The 16,082-nt window shown below is 71.5% G+C and carries 14 protein-coding genes; 11 read left to right on the plus strand and 3 right to left on the minus strand.

Going from position 1 to position 16,082, the window contains the following annotated elements:
* Window positions 1-13: 13 nt before the first annotated feature.
* On the minus strand, window positions 14-1,411 hold the full coding sequence (locus ACIA77_RS50945) for a 4-hydroxyphenylacetate 3-hydroxylase N-terminal domain-containing protein (protein WP_395893472.1): 1,398 nt from the start codon (window positions 1,409-1,411) through the stop codon (window positions 14-16).
* Window positions 1,412-1,575: 164 nt separating this feature from the next.
* On the opposite strand from ACIA77_RS50945, the gene ACIA77_RS50950 reads away from it, so the two are divergent.
* Window positions 1,576-2,331, plus strand: a complete 756-nt coding sequence (locus ACIA77_RS50950; RefSeq protein WP_395893473.1) for a 3-hydroxyacyl-CoA dehydrogenase — start codon at window positions 1,576-1,578, stop codon at window positions 2,329-2,331.
* Between the two features lie 43 nt (window positions 2,332-2,374).
* Window positions 2,375-3,055 carry a TetR/AcrR family transcriptional regulator gene (locus ACIA77_RS50955; protein WP_395893474.1) on the plus strand — a complete coding sequence of 227 codons (681 nt, stop codon included), beginning with the start codon at window positions 2,375-2,377 and terminating at the stop codon, window positions 3,053-3,055.
* A 4-nt stretch (window positions 3,056-3,059) separates the two neighbouring features.
* Here the strand turns inward: ACIA77_RS50955 and ACIA77_RS50960 are convergent, their stop codons facing one another.
* The gene (locus ACIA77_RS50960; protein WP_395893475.1) at window positions 3,060-3,698 is read right to left on the minus strand and encodes a TetR/AcrR family transcriptional regulator; all 639 of its coding nucleotides are present in this window, start codon (window positions 3,696-3,698) and stop codon (window positions 3,060-3,062) included.
* Between the two features lie 212 nt (window positions 3,699-3,910).
* Here ACIA77_RS50960 and ACIA77_RS50965 point away from each other — a divergent pair, with 212 nt between their 5' ends.
* The 7 genes from ACIA77_RS50965 (at window position 3,911) to ACIA77_RS50995 (ending at window position 11,217) form a co-directional block, all read left to right on the plus strand.
* Entirely contained in the window at window positions 3,911-5,422 is a 1,512-nt protein-coding gene (locus ACIA77_RS50965; RefSeq protein ID WP_395893476.1) for an acyl-CoA synthetase, read from the plus strand.
* Window positions 5,423-5,533: 111 nt separating this feature from the next.
* A complete protein-coding gene (locus ACIA77_RS50970; protein ID WP_395893477.1) occupies window positions 5,534-6,637 on the plus strand; it encodes an NAD(P)-dependent alcohol dehydrogenase in 1,104 nt (367 codons plus the stop codon).
* 4 nt (window positions 6,638-6,641) lie between these two features.
* Window positions 6,642-6,833, plus strand: coding sequence for a ferredoxin (locus ACIA77_RS50975; RefSeq protein WP_395893478.1), 192 nt, complete (start codon window positions 6,642-6,644; stop codon window positions 6,831-6,833).
* A 13-nt stretch (window positions 6,834-6,846) separates the two neighbouring features.
* A complete protein-coding gene (locus ACIA77_RS50980) occupies window positions 6,847-8,061 on the plus strand; it encodes an NAD(P)/FAD-dependent oxidoreductase (RefSeq protein WP_395893479.1) in 1,215 nt (404 codons plus the stop codon).
* Entirely contained in the window at window positions 8,061-9,509 is a 1,449-nt protein-coding gene (locus ACIA77_RS50985; protein ID WP_395893480.1) for an aldehyde dehydrogenase, read from the plus strand. Before ACIA77_RS50980 ends, ACIA77_RS50985 begins: the two co-directional genes overlap by 1 nt.
* The gene (locus ACIA77_RS50990) at window positions 9,506-10,765 is read left to right on the plus strand and encodes a cytochrome P450 (protein ID WP_395893481.1); all 1,260 of its coding nucleotides are present in this window, start codon (window positions 9,506-9,508) and stop codon (window positions 10,763-10,765) included. Before ACIA77_RS50985 ends, ACIA77_RS50990 begins: the two co-directional genes overlap by 4 nt.
* Before the next feature lie 44 nt (window positions 10,766-10,809).
* A complete protein-coding gene (locus ACIA77_RS50995) occupies window positions 10,810-11,217 on the plus strand; it encodes an SCP2 sterol-binding domain-containing protein (protein WP_395893482.1) in 408 nt (135 codons plus the stop codon).
* A gap of 189 nt (window positions 11,218-11,406) precedes the next feature.
* Here ACIA77_RS50995 and ACIA77_RS51000 read toward each other — a convergent pair whose 3' ends face one another.
* Window positions 11,407-12,084 carry an MBL fold metallo-hydrolase gene (locus ACIA77_RS51000; protein ID WP_395893483.1) on the minus strand — a complete coding sequence of 226 codons (678 nt, stop codon included), beginning with the start codon at window positions 12,082-12,084 and terminating at the stop codon, window positions 11,407-11,409.
* 227 nt (window positions 12,085-12,311) lie between these two features.
* Between ACIA77_RS51000 and ACIA77_RS51005 the strand changes: the two genes are divergently transcribed.
* Window positions 12,312-12,923 carry a hypothetical protein gene (locus tag ACIA77_RS51005; protein WP_395893484.1) on the plus strand — a complete coding sequence of 204 codons (612 nt, stop codon included), beginning with the start codon at window positions 12,312-12,314 and terminating at the stop codon, window positions 12,921-12,923.
* Between the two features lie 86 nt (window positions 12,924-13,009).
* A complete protein-coding gene (gene uvrA, locus ACIA77_RS51010; RefSeq protein ID WP_395893485.1) occupies window positions 13,010-15,871 on the plus strand; it encodes an excinuclease ABC subunit UvrA in 2,862 nt (953 codons plus the stop codon).
* Window positions 15,872-16,082: the final 211 nt, after the last annotated feature.

A 16,082-nucleotide genomic window follows, 5' to 3' on the forward strand; every position in this document is an offset into this window, starting at 1 on the left:
TCGGTCGGGTGGTTCAGGCGAGTCCGGCGTGCCGGCTGACGTACGCGCGGGCGCGCGCCGGGTCGTAGGTGCGCGCGATCTGCAGCTTCTCCGCCTCCAGCGAACCTTCCGCGTGCGTGGCGAGCACGGCCTGGTAACCACCGTAGTCGCGCGCGGTGAGGTCGGCGATCAGGTTGAGCAACCGCAGCCGCGGTTCGGCCGGCACTGCCGCGGCGTAGTACTTCTCCAGCACCGCGCGGATTTCCGGGTTCGCCCAGTCCTCACCGCCGGGGCCGGTCGCGAGCAGGCCGCCCGCCAGGTCCATCAGCTTCGCCGTCGCGTCGTGGAACCCGTGCGCGAAGGTGTACTTGGCCGTGTTGACCGCGACGGGGTCGGGCTGCTGGATGCCGCGTGTTCCCGGGCGCGACCGCAGTGCCGCCAGTTCGGCCAGCCCGCGCACGGTTTCCGCGTACGCGATGAGCTGCGTGATCTTGTCCTTCACGTGCCCGGCGCGCGCGATCCCGTTGTACTCCGCGATCAGCGACGCCGACCCGACCAGCAGATCGAGCAGCGGCAGCTTGTAGTTGATCGCAGTGAACCGGTGGTAGTCCACGAACGCCAGCGCCAGCGGCCCGGCGAGCTCGGGGCGCCGGTTGAGGAACACGCGGTCCTTCGGCACGCGCACGTCGTCGAAGACCGTGAGGCTTTCGAGCATCTTGTGCTGCGACGAAAGGGGGAAGTCGAACGGGTCGCGCTCGCCCGCGAGGTAGGGCGACACGTAGATGTTCAGGCCCGGCGTGTCCACGGGGATCGCGAACGACACCGCGTAGTCCGCGTCCTGCGGGCCCATCGCGCGCGTCGGCAGCACCACGAGTTCGTCGGCGTTCGCGGAGTACGACGTGTGGCACTTCGCGCCGCGCACGGTGATCGAATCGGCGTCCTCGCCGACGATCCGCAAGTACAGGTCCGGATCCGCCTGCTGGTGTGGCGCGAGCGCGCGGTCGCCCTTCACGTCCGTCTGCGCGACTGCGAGCGCCAGGTCGTCGCGGCACACGCGCTCGTGGAACGCCTCGGCGCGCGCCAGCTCCTCGCCTTCGAGCGTGCGCAGCAGCGCGAACATCGCGTCGCTGCCCACCTCCTTGAGCACGATGATCCCGCCGCCCAGCCGCGACACGGCCTCGATCAGCTCACCGCGCGCCCGCAGCTGCTCGGCCGAGCGCGGCACGCGGTAGAACGCCGAGTACGGTTCGGCGCCGCCCGCCACCGCCAGCTCCGGCCGCGCCTGCGCGATGTCGTAGCAGTGCGCCGAGTGGTCGACGGCCAGCGTCAGCTCCGGGTGGTCGGCCACGCTGCCGATCCGCTGCCCGCGGTAGAACACGCGGCGGCCGTCCCGCAGCCCGTCCCGGTACTCCTTCGCCGTGCGCAAACCCATGTGTCGTCTGCTTTCTCGTGGGAAACGGTTATCTAACGATCGCTAAGTGCGCGGGACGATGTCAAGCGCGCCGGCGAGAGATGGGTCACTGGATATCTAACGATCGCTAAGCTACGGTCGCGGCGTCGAGCCGAACCGCCGGGCCGGCCTGAGGAGGACTTCGGATGGACATCACGAACGCGGTCGCGCTGGTCACCGGCGGCGCGTCGGGGCTGGGTCTGGCCACCGCGCGGGAGCTGCACGAGCGCGGCGCGAAGGTGGTCGTGGTCGATCTGCCCACTTCGGACGGTGCCGCGATCGCCGAAGGGCTCGGCGGGGCGTTCGCGCCGGCCGACGTGACCGATGAGGACGCGGTGCGCGCGGCGCTCGACACCGCCGCGTCGCTGGGCGAGCTGCGGATCGTGGTCAACTGCGCCGGCATCGGCAACGCGATCAAGACCGTGGGCAAGCAGGGCGCGTTCCCGCTGGAGGCGTTCACGAAGGTCGTGTCGGTCAACCTGATCGGCACGTTCAACGTGCTCCGCCTCGCCGCCGGGCGCATCGCCCAGTCCGACGTCGTGGGGGAGGAACGCGGCGTGGTGATCAACACCGCGTCGGTGGCGGCTTTCGACGGCCAGGTCGGGCAGGCGGCGTACTCGGCGTCGAAAGGCGGGATCGTCGGCATGACGCTGCCGATCGCGCGGGATCTGGCGAGCCTGAAGATCCGCGTGATGACGATCGCCCCGGGCCTGTTCCACACGCCGCTGTTCGCGACGCTGCCGGACGAGGCCATCGCATCGCTGGGTGCCCAGGTGCCGCACCCGGCGCGGCTGGGCGACCCCGCGGAGTACGCGGCGCTGGCCTGCCACATCGTGGAGAACCCGATGCTCAACGGCGAGACCATCCGGCTCGACGGCGCCATCCGCATGGCCCCGCGCTGAGCCTAGACTCGGCGGACAAAGTTCCGGACTCGATGGGTGGATCATGGCGCGTGCGCGGACGGCGGTGGCTCCGGCGGCGGAGGAGGCCGCGGGCTCCGGGGCCGGCGGTGACTGGCGGCGCTACGACGAGCTGGAACTGACGCCGTTGCTCGCCGCCGCCCTCGACGCGTTCTACGAGCACGGTTTCCACGGCACGAGCGTGCGCGACATCGTCCGCCGGGTCGGGCAGACCGTACCTTCGCTGTACTACCACCACGACAGCAAGGAAGGCGCGTTCGCCGCGCTGCTCGACCTCGGCACGGGGGAGGCCGTCCGGCGCGTCGTCGCCGCGGCCGCCGACGCTTCGGGTCCGCGCGACAAGCTCGTGAACGTCATCGAGGCCGTGGTGCTGCACATGACCCACCGCACGCGCCTGGCCGCGCTGGATCTGGAGCTGCGGCACCTCTCGCCGGAGAGCCGCAAGCGCTACGCCGCGCGCCGCAAGGAGATCGAGACGGTGCTGACCACCGTCCTCGAAGACGGCGTGCGCGAAGGCGTGTTCACGGTGTCGCACCCCGACGAGACGGTGCGGGCCCTGCTGGGCATGTGCCAGTCCATCGCGCGCTGGTACCAGCCCGGCGGCGCGCTGCGGCCCGAGGAATTGGCCGCCCGCTACGTGGAACTCGCACTGCGGACCGTCGCCGCGCAGCCGCCGCGGCGGGCGCGGGCCCAGCGCAAACGCTGACGCGTCACGGGCGCGGCGCCGGCTCCAGGTAGAGCGTGCGCCAGATGACCTCGGTCATCGAGTCGGCCAGCGCGCAGTCCTCGGACTCCGAGGTGAAGCGCAACGTCTGGTGGCACGTGCGTTCCACCATCCACGTGAGCGCGGAAGCCGTGGGGCGCACGGGCATCGCGGTGATCGTGCCCGCGGCCTGCCCGCGGTCGATGATTGCGGCGATGGCGTCGGCGATGCCCTCCATGATGCCGCGGTAGAGCTCGTCGACCTCCGAGTCGTAGGCGGCCATCTCGATCACGGCGTAGAGCACCGAGCGGTGGCGGCGGTAGCGCGCGATGATCTCCGTGAGCGACGCCCGCAGGTCCTCCGGGTTCCGCGCGTCCGCCGCGTCCCACCAGTGCCGCGCGGCCTCGGTGAGGTCGGCGAACACGTGCTGCGCGAACAGCCGCAGCAGCTGGCCCTTGTCCTCGAAGTAGACGTAGAACGTGGCGCGCGAGACGCCGGCTTCGGACGCCAGCCGGTCGACGCTCAGCTCGGTGAACGTGAGTCCCTCGCCCATGAGGCGCTCGGTGGCCTCCAGCAGCTGGCCGCCGAGCGACTCCCGGCGCTGCTGCTTCCGCGCGGTCTGGGGCTTGCGGGTCACCGACGGCATCCGGCCTCCTCGTCTTGTCTCCCAACCCTACCGGCTCGACGCCCACCTTGACTGGACAGTAAATCTAGACATACTGTCTTGACAATGTGTGAGCTGGACCATACGCTGAGGTTAGCGAACGCTAGATAGTTCTCCGAGGTCACAGCCGACCGGTTCGGGCGCGAATTGGCGCACCCGGTCGAAGTCCGTCCGGTTCCCGTCCAGGAGCGCCCATGTACCCCGGTGTCCACGCCGAGCAGTTCCCCGACAAGCCCGCCGTCGTCGTGGCCGGCGGCGAGGTGCTCACGTACGGGCAGCTCGAGGAGCGCTCGGCGCGGCTGGCGCGCTTCCTCCACGACGCGGGCCTGCGCCGCGGCGACCACCTCGCGGTGCTCTCGGGCAACGACCCGAAGGTGTTCGAGGTCTACTGGGCCGCGCTGCGCTCGGGGCTGTACGTCACGGCCGTGAACCGGCACCTGGCGCCGGCCGAGGTCGCCTACGTCGTCGACGACTGCGGGGCCCAGGCCCTGATCGTGTCCGCCGGGCTCGCCGACGTCGCCGAAGCGGTCGTCGCGGATACGCCGAACGTGCGGATCCGCCTGGCGTACCGGGGATCCGTGCCCGGCTACGGGTCCTACGAGGACGCGCTGGCGAGCTCTTCGCCCGAACCGCTGCCGCGGCAGCCGCGCGGCATGGACATGCTCTACTCGTCCGGCACCACCGGCAGGCCCAAGGGGATCAAGCCGCCGCTGCCGGACCGCAGCGTCGACGAGCCCGGAGACGTCTACACCGCCGCTTTCGGTCCCCTGTACGGATTCGGGCCCGACACCGTGTACCTCTCGCCCGCGCCGGTGTACCACGCGGCGCCGCTGCGCTTCGGCGGTGTCGTGCAAGCCTTGGGCGGCACGGTGGTGCTGATGGAGAAGTTCGACGCCGAGCAAGCGCTTTCCGCGATCGAGACCCACCGCGTGACGCACAGCCAGTGGGTGCCGACGATGTTCGTGCGCATGCTCAAGCTGCCCGCCGGGATCCGCGCCGAGTACGACCTGTCGAGCCAGCGCGTGGCGGTGCACGCCGCGGCGCCGTGCCCGATCGACGTCAAGCGGGCCATGATCGACTGGTGGGGCCCGATCCTGCACGAGTACTACTCGTCCACCGAGGGCAGCGGGATCACGTTCATCGACAGCGAGCAGTGGCTGGCCAAGCCCGGTTCGGTCGGCCGCGCCGGGATCGGTGTCATCCGGATCTGCGGCGAGCACGGTGAAGAACTGCCGGCGGGCGAGACCGGCACCGTCTACTTCGAACGCGACGCCATGCCGTTCTCCTACCACAACGACCCCGCCAAGACCGCCGAGGCGCAGCACCCGGCGCACCCGGCGTGGACCACGACGGGCGACATCGGTCACGTCGACGAGGACGGCTACCTCTTCCTCACCGACCGCAAGGCGTTCATGATCATCTCCGGCGGCGTGAACATCTACCCGCAGGAGATCGAGAACGCGCTGGCCCTGCACCCGAAGGTGCTCGACGTCGCGGTGGTCGGCGTGCCCGACCCGGAGATGGGGGAGTCGGTGCGGGCGTTCGTCGAGCCGGCGGGTGAGGTCACGCCCGGGCTCGCCGACGAGCTGCGCGGCTATCTGCGCGAGCGCATCGCGCACTACAAGGTGCCGAAGGGGTTCACGTTCGTGGCCCGGCTGCCGCGCGCACCCACGGGGAAGCTCGTCAAGGGCGAGCTCACCCGCTGATCGGAGTCCACTTCGGACCCACCACATCGGACACCACACGACTGAGCACCTGACCGACTGAGCACCTCACCGATCCAGCACCTCACCGATTCAGCGAGGAGTGGCGAGACCATGCAGATCAAGGCCGCGGTGCTGCGCGCCGCCGACGGGCCCTACCGCATCGAGGACGTCGAGCTGCCCGCCCCGCGCTCGGACCAGATCCTCGTGCGCATCGCGGGCGCCGGTCTGTGCCACACGGACCTGCTGCCGCGTGCGCCGGGCTTCCTCGCCGCCCCGCCGATCATCACCGGCCACGAAGGCTCGGGCGTCGTGGAAGCCGTCGGCGCCGACGTGACCGGCCTGGTGCCGGGTGACCACGTCGTGCTGTCGTTCGACTCCTGCGGCCGCTGCGCCACCTGCCTCGGCGGGCACCCCGCGTACTGCGAAACGTTCTTCCCGCGCAACCTCACCGGCCACGACCCCGACGGTGAGCAGCCGGTGCTCGACGCGAGCGGCGCCGCGATCGCCGCCCGCTGGTTCGGGCAATCTTCGTTCGCGTCGCACTCGGTCGTCGCCGCGCGCAACGCCGTGAAGGTCGACCCGGATTTGCCGCTGGAGCTGCTCGGCCCGCTCGGCTGCGGCATCCAGACCGGTGCCGCGTCCGTGTTCACGGCGCTCGGCGTCGAAGCCGGCACCAGCTTCGCCGTGTTCGGCGCGGGCGGCGTCGGGCTGGCCGCGGTGATGGCCGCACGCGTCGCCGGGGCCACGCGGATCGTGGCCGTGGACCTCAACCCGAAGCGCCTGGAACTGGCGAAGGAACTCGGCGCCACGCACACGATCGACGGCGCCGCCCCGGATCTGGTCGAGCAGCTGCTGGCGGCGACCGGCGGCGCGCAGTACACGTTGGACACCACGGGCGTGCCGTCGGTGATCACCACCGCCATCGCCGTCCTGCGGCCGACGGGCACCTGCGGGCTCGTCGGCGTGCAGCAGGGCGACCTGGTGCTCGACCCGGCCGCCCTCGCGGTGGGCCGGACCGTGACGGGGATCCTCGAGGGCGACGCCGTGCCGCAGGTGACGATCCCGCGGCTGATCGAGCTGTGGCGCCAGGGCCGGTTCCCGTTCGACCGGCTGGTGGAGACGTTCCCGTTCGAGGAGATCAACGAAGCCGAGCAGGCGAGCGTCAAGGGCGAGGTCGTGAAACCCGTCCTGCTGCCGGCCGCGCGGAAGGAGTGAGCACGTGAAGATCGTGGTGGACCGCGCCCGCTGCACCGGGCTGGGCATCTGCGAGTCGTTCGCGCCCGAGGTGTTCGAAGTGGACGACAACGGTGATCTCGTCCTCTCCACCGAGACCGTGCCCGAGGGGCTGCTGTCCGAAGTGGAGCAAGCCGTGAGCGGCTGTCCGACCGAAGCGCTGAGGCTCGAAAAGTGAGGGGGCTCGCACAGTGAGCGGTCTCGTGGTGGTCGGCGCGTCGCTGGCCGGGTTGCGCGCGGTGGAGGGCGCGCGCAAGGCCGGGTACCGCGGGTCCGTCACGCTGGTCGGCGCCGAGGAGCACCTGCCCTACGACCGGCCGCCGCTGTCGAAGGCGTTCCTCGACGGCCCAGCCGAGGCGCCGGTGTTCCGGCAGGAATCCGTGCTGTGCGACGAGCTCGGGGTCGAGCTCGTACTGGGCACCCGGGCGCACGCGCTCGACCCGGCGCAGCGCTCGGTGCACGTCGGCGACCGCGAGATCCCGTACGAGGGCCTGGTGATCGCCACCGGCGCCACCGCCCGGACGTTCCCGGGGTCGGCGCACCTCGCGGGCGTGCACACGCTGCGCACCCTCGAAGACGCCCGCGCCGTGCGCGCTGCCCTGGACGCCGGTGCCCGCACGGTCGTGATCGGCGCCGGGTTCATCGGCTCGGAAGTCGCGTCGGCCGCGCGCAAACGCGGTCTGCCGGTGACCGTCGTCGAAGCCGCGCCGACGCCGCTGATGCGGGCGATCGGCGCGATGGGGGAGCCGTGCTCGGCGTTGCACCGCGCGAACGGCACCGACCTGCGCTGCGGGATCGCGGTCACCGGCGTGGAGGGGAACGGCCGCGTCGAGCGCGTCCGGCTGGCTGACGACACGGTGCTGGACGCCGGCCTCGTCGTGGTCGGCGCGGGTGCGGTCCCGGCGACCGAGTGGCTCGCGGGTTCGGGTGTCACGCTCGAAGACGGCGTGGTGTGCGACGAAACGCTCGCGACGGGCCTGCCCGGGGTGTACGCCGCCGGCGACGTCGCGAGGTGGCACAACCCGGTGTTCGGCCGGGGCATGCGCCTGGAGCACTGGAGCAGCGCCGCGGAGCAGGGGGCCGCGGCGGGTGCCGCGGCGGCCGTGCCCGGGTCGGCCGAGCCGTACGAGACCGTGCCCTACTTCTGGTCCGACTGGTACGACACCCGCATCCAGTTCGCCGGGGTGCCCGGGGCCGACGAGATCCGCGTGGCGCAGGGCGATCCGGACGAGGGCCGGTTCGTGGCGCTCTACCGCTCGGGTGCTCGCCTCACCGGTGTCCTCGCGGTGAACAAACCGCGGGAGATCATGAAGTTCCGGGCCTTGATCGCGCGCCGCACCGGCTGGTCCGGCGCTCTGGAGTTCGCCGCCCGGCGGCGAGAGCTCGTGTCCGAAGGAGCACGCTGATGCACGAACACGAAACCCTGTACCTCGACGGCCGGTGGGTGCGCCCGGCCGCGGGCGCCGCGCTCGCGGTGGTGTCCCCGGACACCGAGGAGCGGATCGGCACCGTGCCGCTCGCGGGGGAGTCCGAAGTGGACTCAGCGGTCGCGGCGGCCGGCCGCGCCCTGCACGCCCCGGAATGGGCCGGGCTCTCGCCCGAGCAGCGGTCCGGCCTGCTCCTGGCGTTCGCCGCGGAGCTGGAGAAGAACGCCGCCGAGCGCGCGACGCTCACGACGATCCAGAACGGCATGCCGATCGCCCTCGCGACGGCGGCCGAGGGCGCGGGACCGGTCGGGATCCTGCAGTACTACGCGATGCTCGCCGCCCAACCCGCCGAGGAGCGGCGGCCCCGGCCCGACGGCCGCGGCGTCACGGTGGTGCGCAAGGAACCCGTGGGCGTCGTCGCGATCGTGGTGCCGTGGAACTTCCCGCAGGTGCTCACGATGTTCAAGCTCGCGCCCGCGCTGGCCGCCGGCTGCACCGTGGTGCTCAAACCGTCGCCGGAGACCACTTTGGACGCGCTGGAGCTGGCGGCCACGGCCGACCGCGCGGGCCTGCCGCCGGGTGTGCTCAACGTCGTCACGGGCGGTGCGGACCTCGGCGCGTACCTCGTGGCGCACCCGGGTGTGCAGAAGGTCGCATTCACCGGGTCCACGGCCGCGGGCCGGCAGATCGGTGAAGTGTGCGGGCGGCTGCTGCGCCCGGTCACGCTGGAGCTCGGCGGCAAGTCCGCGGCGATCGTGCTCGACGACGCCGACCTCGCCACCACCGTCGAGGGCCTGGCGACGGCCGGCCTGCTCAACACCGGCCAGACCTGCTACCTCTCCACCCGCATCCTCGCGCCGCGGTCACGCCACGACGAGGTGGTCGCCGCCGTCGCCGGGCTTGCGTCGGCCCTCACGATCGGTGATCCCCTCGACCCCGGCACGCACGTCGGGCCGCTCGTGAGTGAACGGCAGCGGGAGAAGGTCGAGCAGTACGTGGCGCTGGGCAAGGACGCCGGCGCGACGCTGGCGGCCGGCGGTGGCCGGCCCGACCGCGACCGCGGCTGGTACGTGCAGCCGACCGTGTTCGGCGGCGTCGACAACGGCAGCCGGCTCGCGCGAGAGGAGATCTTCGGCCCGGTGCTGGCGGTGATCCCGTACGACGGCGTCGACGAAGCCGTCGCGCTCGCCAACGACTCCGACTACGGCCTCGGCGGCACCATCTGGACCACCGACGTCGAGAAGGGCCTCGACGTGGCCCGCCGCGTGGAGACCGGCAGCGTCGGCGTGAACTTCTACGACCTCGACGTGAACGCGCCGTTCGGCGGCGTGAAGGCCAGCGGCGTCGGGCGCGAGCTCGGCCCCGAAGGGCTGGCCGCCTACCAGCAGCTCAAGTCCATCTACCTGGGACAGGAGGTCCCCGCATGACCGCCATCGTGACGCCGCGGCGCGACTACGACGAGATCGACCTGTCGTCGCGGGCCTTCTGGGCGACCCGCGCGGCCGACCGCGAGCGTTCGTTCGCCGAGCTGCGGGGAGCGCGCCCGGTGTCCTGGCACCGCCCGGTCGAGGACGCGCTGCTGGAGGACCCCGAGGACCCCGGGTACTGGGCCGTGGTGCGCCACGCCGACATCGTCGAGGTGAGCCGCCGCAGCGACGTGTTCGTCTCGGGCCGGGGCGTGATGTTCGAGAACATCCCCGAGGAGATGCTCGAGGCGTCGCAGTCGTTCCTCGCGATGGACGCGCCGCGGCACACGAAGATCCGCAAGCTCGTGAGCGCCGCGTTCACGCCGAAGCAGGTGCGGCGCATCGAGGAGCAGATCAAGGCGAACGCGCGGGACATCGTCCGCGAGCTCGCGGAAGCGGGCAGCGGCGCGGACTTCGTGAAGCAGTGCTCGGGCCAGCTGCCGATCCGCACGCTGTCGGACATGGTCGGCATCCCGGAGGCCGACCGCGAGCGGGTGGCGCACGCGGCCGACGCGTCCGTGTCGTGGGCCGACCCGGTGTACCTGGCCGGGCGGGATCCGATCGAGATGATCTTCGAAGCTCAGATGACGCTGCACGCCGTGGCGTTCGAGATGGCCGAGCACCGGCGCGCGCACCCCGGCGAAGACCTCATGACCAACCTCGTGCAGGCCGAAGTGGACGGTGAGCGCCTCACCGACGAGGAGATCGCGGCGTTCTTCGTGCTGCTGTCGGTGGCGGGCAACGACACCACACGCCAGACCACCAGCCACACGCTGAAGGCGCTCACCGACTTCCCGGAGCAGCGCGAGTGGCTGATGGCCGACTTCGACGGCCGCATCGGCTCCGCGCTCGAGGAGTTCGTGCGCTGGGCCTCGCCGGTCATGACCTTCCGGCGCACCGCCGTCACCGGCTTCGAGCTCGGTGGCCAGCAGATCGGCGCGGGGGACAAGGTCGTGATGTTCTACGCGTCCGGCAACTTCGACCCTGCCGTGTTCGCCGAACCGGGCCGGTTCGACCTGAGCCGCAGCCCCAACCCGCACCTGGCCTTCGGCGGCGGGGGCTCGCACTTCTGCCTCGGCAACCAGGTCGCCAAGGCCCAGTTGCGCGCCCTGTTCGGCGAGCTGCTGCACACGCTGCCCGGCATCACCGCCGGTGAACCCGACTACCTGGCCGGCAACTTCGTGCACGCCGTGCGCGCGATGCCCTGCCACTTCTGACCCGCAGTCCCCGCCAGCCCGCCCGAACGGATCGGAGACCAGCCATGCCCGCGTTCAGCAAACCCGAAGAGATCTACCACTACATCGGCGGCATCTTCGAAACCGCGTTCGCCGACGCCGACCTCGCCGACAAGCTCACCGGCACGGGCCTCGTGCTGAAGATGGTGTGCAGCAACCCGGAGTCGGCGTTGCTCATCGACACGCAGAACCGCCGCGTGGTCGGCGACGCCTTCGACGCCCCGGCCGACGCGACCATGACCATGGACAGCGAGGTCGCCAACGGCTACTGGCAGGGCAAGGTCAACCTCACGTTCGCCATGGCCCGCGGCAAGGTCAAGGTGGACGGCCCCGTCGCCAAACTGATCAAGCTCGCGCCCCTGTCGAAGAAGCTCTTCCCCGTCTACGTCGAACGGCTGCGCGCGGACGGGCGCGACGACCTGATCCTCACCTGAGCCGCGGTCGGCCTCAGGCCCACCCGGTCGCTTCCGCACCACCGGCACCGAGGACACCAGCGGCCACGCCCCGGCCTTCACCGGCCGGACGACCGGCGGCAGCACTGACATCGCCGCCGTGGCCGTGATGGAGAAGCCCCTTCCCGGGGCGGTCGGAACAGCCCCGGCCGCCCCGGGAAGGGCCCAGGCTCACCAGCCGCGTTCGCGCCACTGGGCGAGCTTCGGGCGTTCGGCCCCCAGCGTCGAGTCGTCGCCGTGGCCGGGGTAGAACCACGTGTCGTCCGGCAGTTCGCCGAAGACGCGCGATTCCACGTCGTCCAGGAGGGACGCGAAGTCCTCCGGCGACGTCGTGCGGCCGACGCCACCGGGGAAGAGCGAGTCGCCCGTGAAGAGGTGGGGGTGGCCGGTGGGGTCGCGGTACAGGAGGGCGATGGAGCCCGGCGTGTGGCCGCGCAGGTGGATCACCTCGAGGGTGACCTGGCCCACCTGCAGGGTGTCCCCGTGTTCGACCAGGAAGTCCGGCGGCACGGGCAGCGGCGCGGCGTCCAGCGGGTGCGCCGCGGTGTTCGCGCCGTTCGCGCCCGCCACGGCGCCCAGGGCCTGCCAGTGGTCCTGGTGCTGGTGCGTGGTCACGACGGTGCGCAGCGCCGGCCGGTCGGGGCCGTGGCCGATGAGGTCGGAGATGCGCTCCGGATCGTTGGCGGCGTCGATCAGCAGCGCCTCGTTGTCGGCGCGGCAGACCAGCAGGTACGCGTTGTTGTCCATCGGCCCCACGGAGAGCTTGGTGATGGTCAGCGCGTCCAGCGTGCGGCGGGCGGCGTCGCCGCCCGGTTCGACGTGCCCGGTGTAGGTGTCGGCGATGTTCACGACCTCACGGTAGCCGGGGGTGCGCGGTCTGTCCCACCCGCACACGCGGGCTCGGCGCGACCAGCCGGGCGACCGCGGGGAACCAGTGCCGGACACACCGCACCGCAGCACCCGGCGGAGCAGCTGGGACCTCCTGCGCGTCGTCGCGATCGTGGCCGTCGTGCCGGGGCACGTGACGCACCAGGGCGCGCTGCGGCACGGCGAACCGACTGGCTACCCGCGGCGCTGTGCGCACCGATCGAGTGACGATCTGGCTCGTCCGGGTGTTGATGGTCGCACCGGCGGTGGTCCGGTTCGGCTTCTTCGAACCGGGCCGCACGCCGATCCAGGTCGTCGACGTCTTCGTCGGGCTCGGGCTGCAGCGCACCCGCCTGTTCGCGATGGGCATCGCGCTGTGGCCGTGGAGCCGCCGGAGTAGCCGACGTCTCCCTTCGTGGCACGTCGCTCTGCTGGTCGCGGCCTGTATCGTGGTACCGGACCTGCACGTCTTCCCCTTCCACCGGGCGACGCCGCTCGACCCCGCGCGCTGGCCGTTCACGATCGGCTTCGCCGTGCTGCTGCTGGTGAGCTGCCTCGCGGCGTGCGGCCCCGACCGGCGGTTCCCCGGCCCTCGCGCGGGTCGCCCCGGCGATCACCCGGCTCGCGGGGATCTCGTATGGTCTCTACCTGGCGCACCGGGAACTGGGCTACGTCCTGGCGCGCGCCCTGCTGGACCTCGGCGTCCCCGGCTGGCCGCGGCTCCCCGCGGGGCCGGCCGCCGGGTGGCGCAAGCAGGTCCGGGACCCGGAAAACCCCAGGTCGAAAACGCGGTGCCCGTTTCTGTCGGTGGCCCGTCCTAGCATGGACGCGGCCGCCCGTGCAGGGACTTTCCACCGGGCCGGCCTCCGAGCCGACAGTGAAGACATTGATGTGAAGGGACGTGGGCGTGGCTGATCGCCTCGTTGTTCGCGGTGCCCGCGAGCACAACCTCCGCGGTGTGGATCTCGACCTGCCCCGCGACAGCCTGATCGTGTTCACGGGCCTGTCCGGATCGGGCAAGTCGAGCCTCGCCTTCGACACCATCTTCGCCGAGGGCCAGCGCCGCTACGTCGAGTCGTTGTCGGCCTACGCGCGGCAGTTCCTCGGGCAGATGGACAAGCCCGACGTCGACTTCATCGAGGGCCTCTCGCCCGCGGTGTCGATCGACCAGAAGTCCACCTCGCGCAACCCGCGCTCGACCGTGGGCACGATCACCGAGGTCTACGACTACCTGCGGCTGCTCTACGCCCGCGCGGGCAAAGCGCACTGCCCGAAGTGCGGTGAGCTGATCAGCAAGCAGACGCCGCAGCAGATCGTCGACCAGGTGCTCGAGATGGAAGAGGGCACGCGGTTCCAGGTGCTGGCGCCGGTCGTGCGCGGGCGCAAGGGCGAGTACCTCGACCTGTTCCAGAACCTGCAGCAGCAGGGGTACGCGCGCGTGGTCGTCGACGGCAAGGTGCACCCGCTCACCGACCCGCCGAAGCTGAAGAAGCAGGAGAAGCACCAGATCGGGGTGGTCATCGACCGCCTGACGGTGAAGACGAGTTCGCGCCAGCGGCTCACCGACTCGGTCGAGACGGCGCTGCGGCTGGCCGACGGGCTGGTCGAGCTCGAGTTCGTCGACCTGCCCGAGCACGACCCGCACCGCGTGCGCGGTTTCTCCGAGAACCTGGCGTGCCCCAACGGGCACCCGCTGGCGATCGAGGACCTCGAACCGCGGTCGTTCTCGTTCAACTCGCCCTACGGCGCGTGCCCCGAGTGCACCGGCATCGGCATCCGCAAGGAGGTCGACCCGGAGCTCGTGGTGCCCGACGACGAGCTGTCACTGGCCGAGGGCGCCATCGCGCCGTGGGCCGGCGGCCAGAGCGCCGACTACTTCATCCGGCTGCTCGAATCGCTGTCGGAGGCCATCGGCTTCCGCATGGACACGCCGTGGCGGCAGTTGCCGGCGAAGGTGCAGAAGGCGGTGCTGCACGGCGTCGACGAGCAGGTCCACGTGCGCTACCGCAACCGCTACGGCCGGCAGCGCTCGTACTACGCCAACTTCGAGGGCGTGATCCCGTTCCTCGAGCGGCGCCAGGAGCAGACCGAGTCCGAGTACATGCGCGAGCGGTACGAGGGCTACATGCGCGAGGTGCCGTGCCCCACGTGCCAGGGCACGCGGCTCAAGCCCGAGATCCTCGCGGTCACGCTGGAGCACGCGACGCAGGGCGAGCGCTCGATCGCCGAGGTCTGCGCGCTGTCGATCGACGAGGCGTCGAAGTTCCTCGACGAGCTGGTGCTCGGGCAGCGCGAGGCGATGATCGCCGGCGCGGTGCTCAAGGAGATCCAGGCGCGGCTGCGGTTCCTGCTCGACGTCGGCCTCACCTACCTCTCGCTCGACCGCGCGTCGGGCACCCTCTCCGGTGGCGAGGCGCAGCGCATCCGGCTCGCCACGCAGATCGGCTCGGGCCTGGTCGGTGTGCTGTACGTGCTCGACGAGCCGTCGATCGGCCTGCACCAGCGCGACAACCACCGGCTGATCGAGACCCTCACCCGGCTGCGCGACCTCGGCAACACGCTGATCGTCGTGGAGCACGACGAGGACACGATCCGCTCGAGCGACTGGGTCGTGGACATCGGCCCGGGTGCCGGCGAGCACGGTGGCCACATCGTCCACAGTGGACCGTACAAGAAGATCCTCAAGAGCAAGGAGTCGATCACCGGGGCGTACCTGTCGGGCCGCCGCTCGATCGACGTGCCGGCGATCCGGCGCCCGGTCGACAAGAAGCGGCAGCTGACGGTCGTGGGCGCGCGTGAGCACAACCTGCGCGGGATCGACGTGTCGTTCCCGCTGGGCTGCCTCGTGTCCGTCACGGGGGTCTCCGGCTCGGGCAAGTCCACGCTGGTCAACGACATCCTCGCCCAGGTGCTGGCCAACAAGCTCAACGGCGCGCGCCAGGTGCCGGGCCGGCACACGCGCGTCAACGGGCTGGCCGGCGTCGACAAGCTGGTGCGCGTCGACCAGTCGCCGATCGGCCGCACCCCGCGGTCGAACCCGGCGACCTACACGGGCGTGTGGGACCACATCCGCAAGCTGTTCGCCGCGACCACCGAAGCGAAGGTGCGCGGTTACCAGCAGGGCCGCTTCTCGTTCAACGTCAAGGGCGGCCGCTGCGAGGCGTGCGCCGGCGACGGCACGATCAAGATCGAGATGAACTTCCTGCCCGACGTCTACGTCCCGTGCGAGGTCTGCAAGGGCGCCCGCTACAACCGCGAGACGCTCGAGGTCCACTACAAGGGCAAGACCGTCTCCGACGTCCTCGACATGCCGATCGAGGAGGCCGCGGAGTTCTTCGAGCCGATCAAGGCGATCCACCGCCACCTGGCGACGCTCGTCGACGTCGGCCTCGGCTACGTGCGGCTCGGCCAGCCCGCGCCCACGCTGTCCGGCGGTGAGGCCCAGCGCGTGAAGCTCGCCAGCGAGCTGCAGAAGCGCTCGACCGGCAAGACCGTCTACATCCTCGACGAGCCGACCACGGGCCTGCACTTCGAGGACATCAGCAAGCTGATCGGCGTGATCAACGGCCTGGTCGACAAGGGCAACACGGTGATCGTCATCGAGCACAACCTCGACGTCATCAAGACCTCCGACTGGATCATCGACATGGGCCCGGAGGGTGGCTCCGGCGGCGGCATGGTCGTGGCCGAGGGCACGCCGGAACACGTCGCTTCGGTGGAGGAGAGCTACACCGGCGAGTTCCTGCGCCACGTCCTCAACCCGGCCTGATCCCGAACCCCCGACCCCACGGCGCGGGGGGGGGGGGCGGGGGCCCCCCCCCCCGGGGCCCGCGCGCCCCGGGCCGCGGGGGGGGGGGGGGGGGGGGGGGGGGGGGCGGGGGGGGGGGGGTGGGGGGGGGGGGGGGGGCGGGTTGGGGGGCCGGGTGGGCGCGGGGGGGGGGCCTGTCGGCCGGGCCCTGGGGCGCGGCAGCGCCCACGAC

The sequence above is a fragment of the Amycolatopsis sp. NPDC051903 genome (genome assembly GCF_044452505.1).
In the GTDB taxonomy this organism is placed as follows: Bacteria; Actinomycetota; Actinomycetes; order Mycobacteriales; family Pseudonocardiaceae; genus Amycolatopsis.

Bases quoted from the DNA above. Each gene is read 5' to 3' on its own strand.
- ACIA77_RS50990 (WP_395893481.1), top strand. From the start codon at position 9,506: ATGACCGCCATCGTGACGCCGCGGCGCGACTACGACGAGATCGACCTG.
- ACIA77_RS50995 (WP_395893482.1), top strand. From the start codon at position 10,810: ATGCCCGCGTTCAGCAAACCCGAAGAGATCTACCACTACATCGGCGGC.
- ACIA77_RS50970 (WP_395893477.1), top strand. From the start codon at position 5,534: ATGCAGATCAAGGCCGCGGTGCTGCGCGCCGCCGACGGGCCCTACCGC.
- ACIA77_RS50945 (WP_395893472.1), bottom strand. From the start codon at position 1,411: ATGGGTTTGCGCACGGCGAAGGAGTACCGGGACGGGCTGCGGGACGGC.
- ACIA77_RS50960 (WP_395893475.1), bottom strand. From the start codon at position 3,698: ATGCCGTCGGTGACCCGCAAGCCCCAGACCGCGCGGAAGCAGCAGCGC.
- ACIA77_RS50965 (WP_395893476.1), top strand. From the start codon at position 3,911: ATGTACCCCGGTGTCCACGCCGAGCAGTTCCCCGACAAGCCCGCCGTC.
- ACIA77_RS50985 (WP_395893480.1), top strand. From the start codon at position 8,061: ATGCACGAACACGAAACCCTGTACCTCGACGGCCGGTGGGTGCGCCCG.
- ACIA77_RS50955 (WP_395893474.1), top strand. From the start codon at position 2,375: ATGGCGCGTGCGCGGACGGCGGTGGCTCCGGCGGCGGAGGAGGCCGCG.
- ACIA77_RS50950 (WP_395893473.1), top strand. From the start codon at position 1,576: ATGGACATCACGAACGCGGTCGCGCTGGTCACCGGCGGCGCGTCGGGG.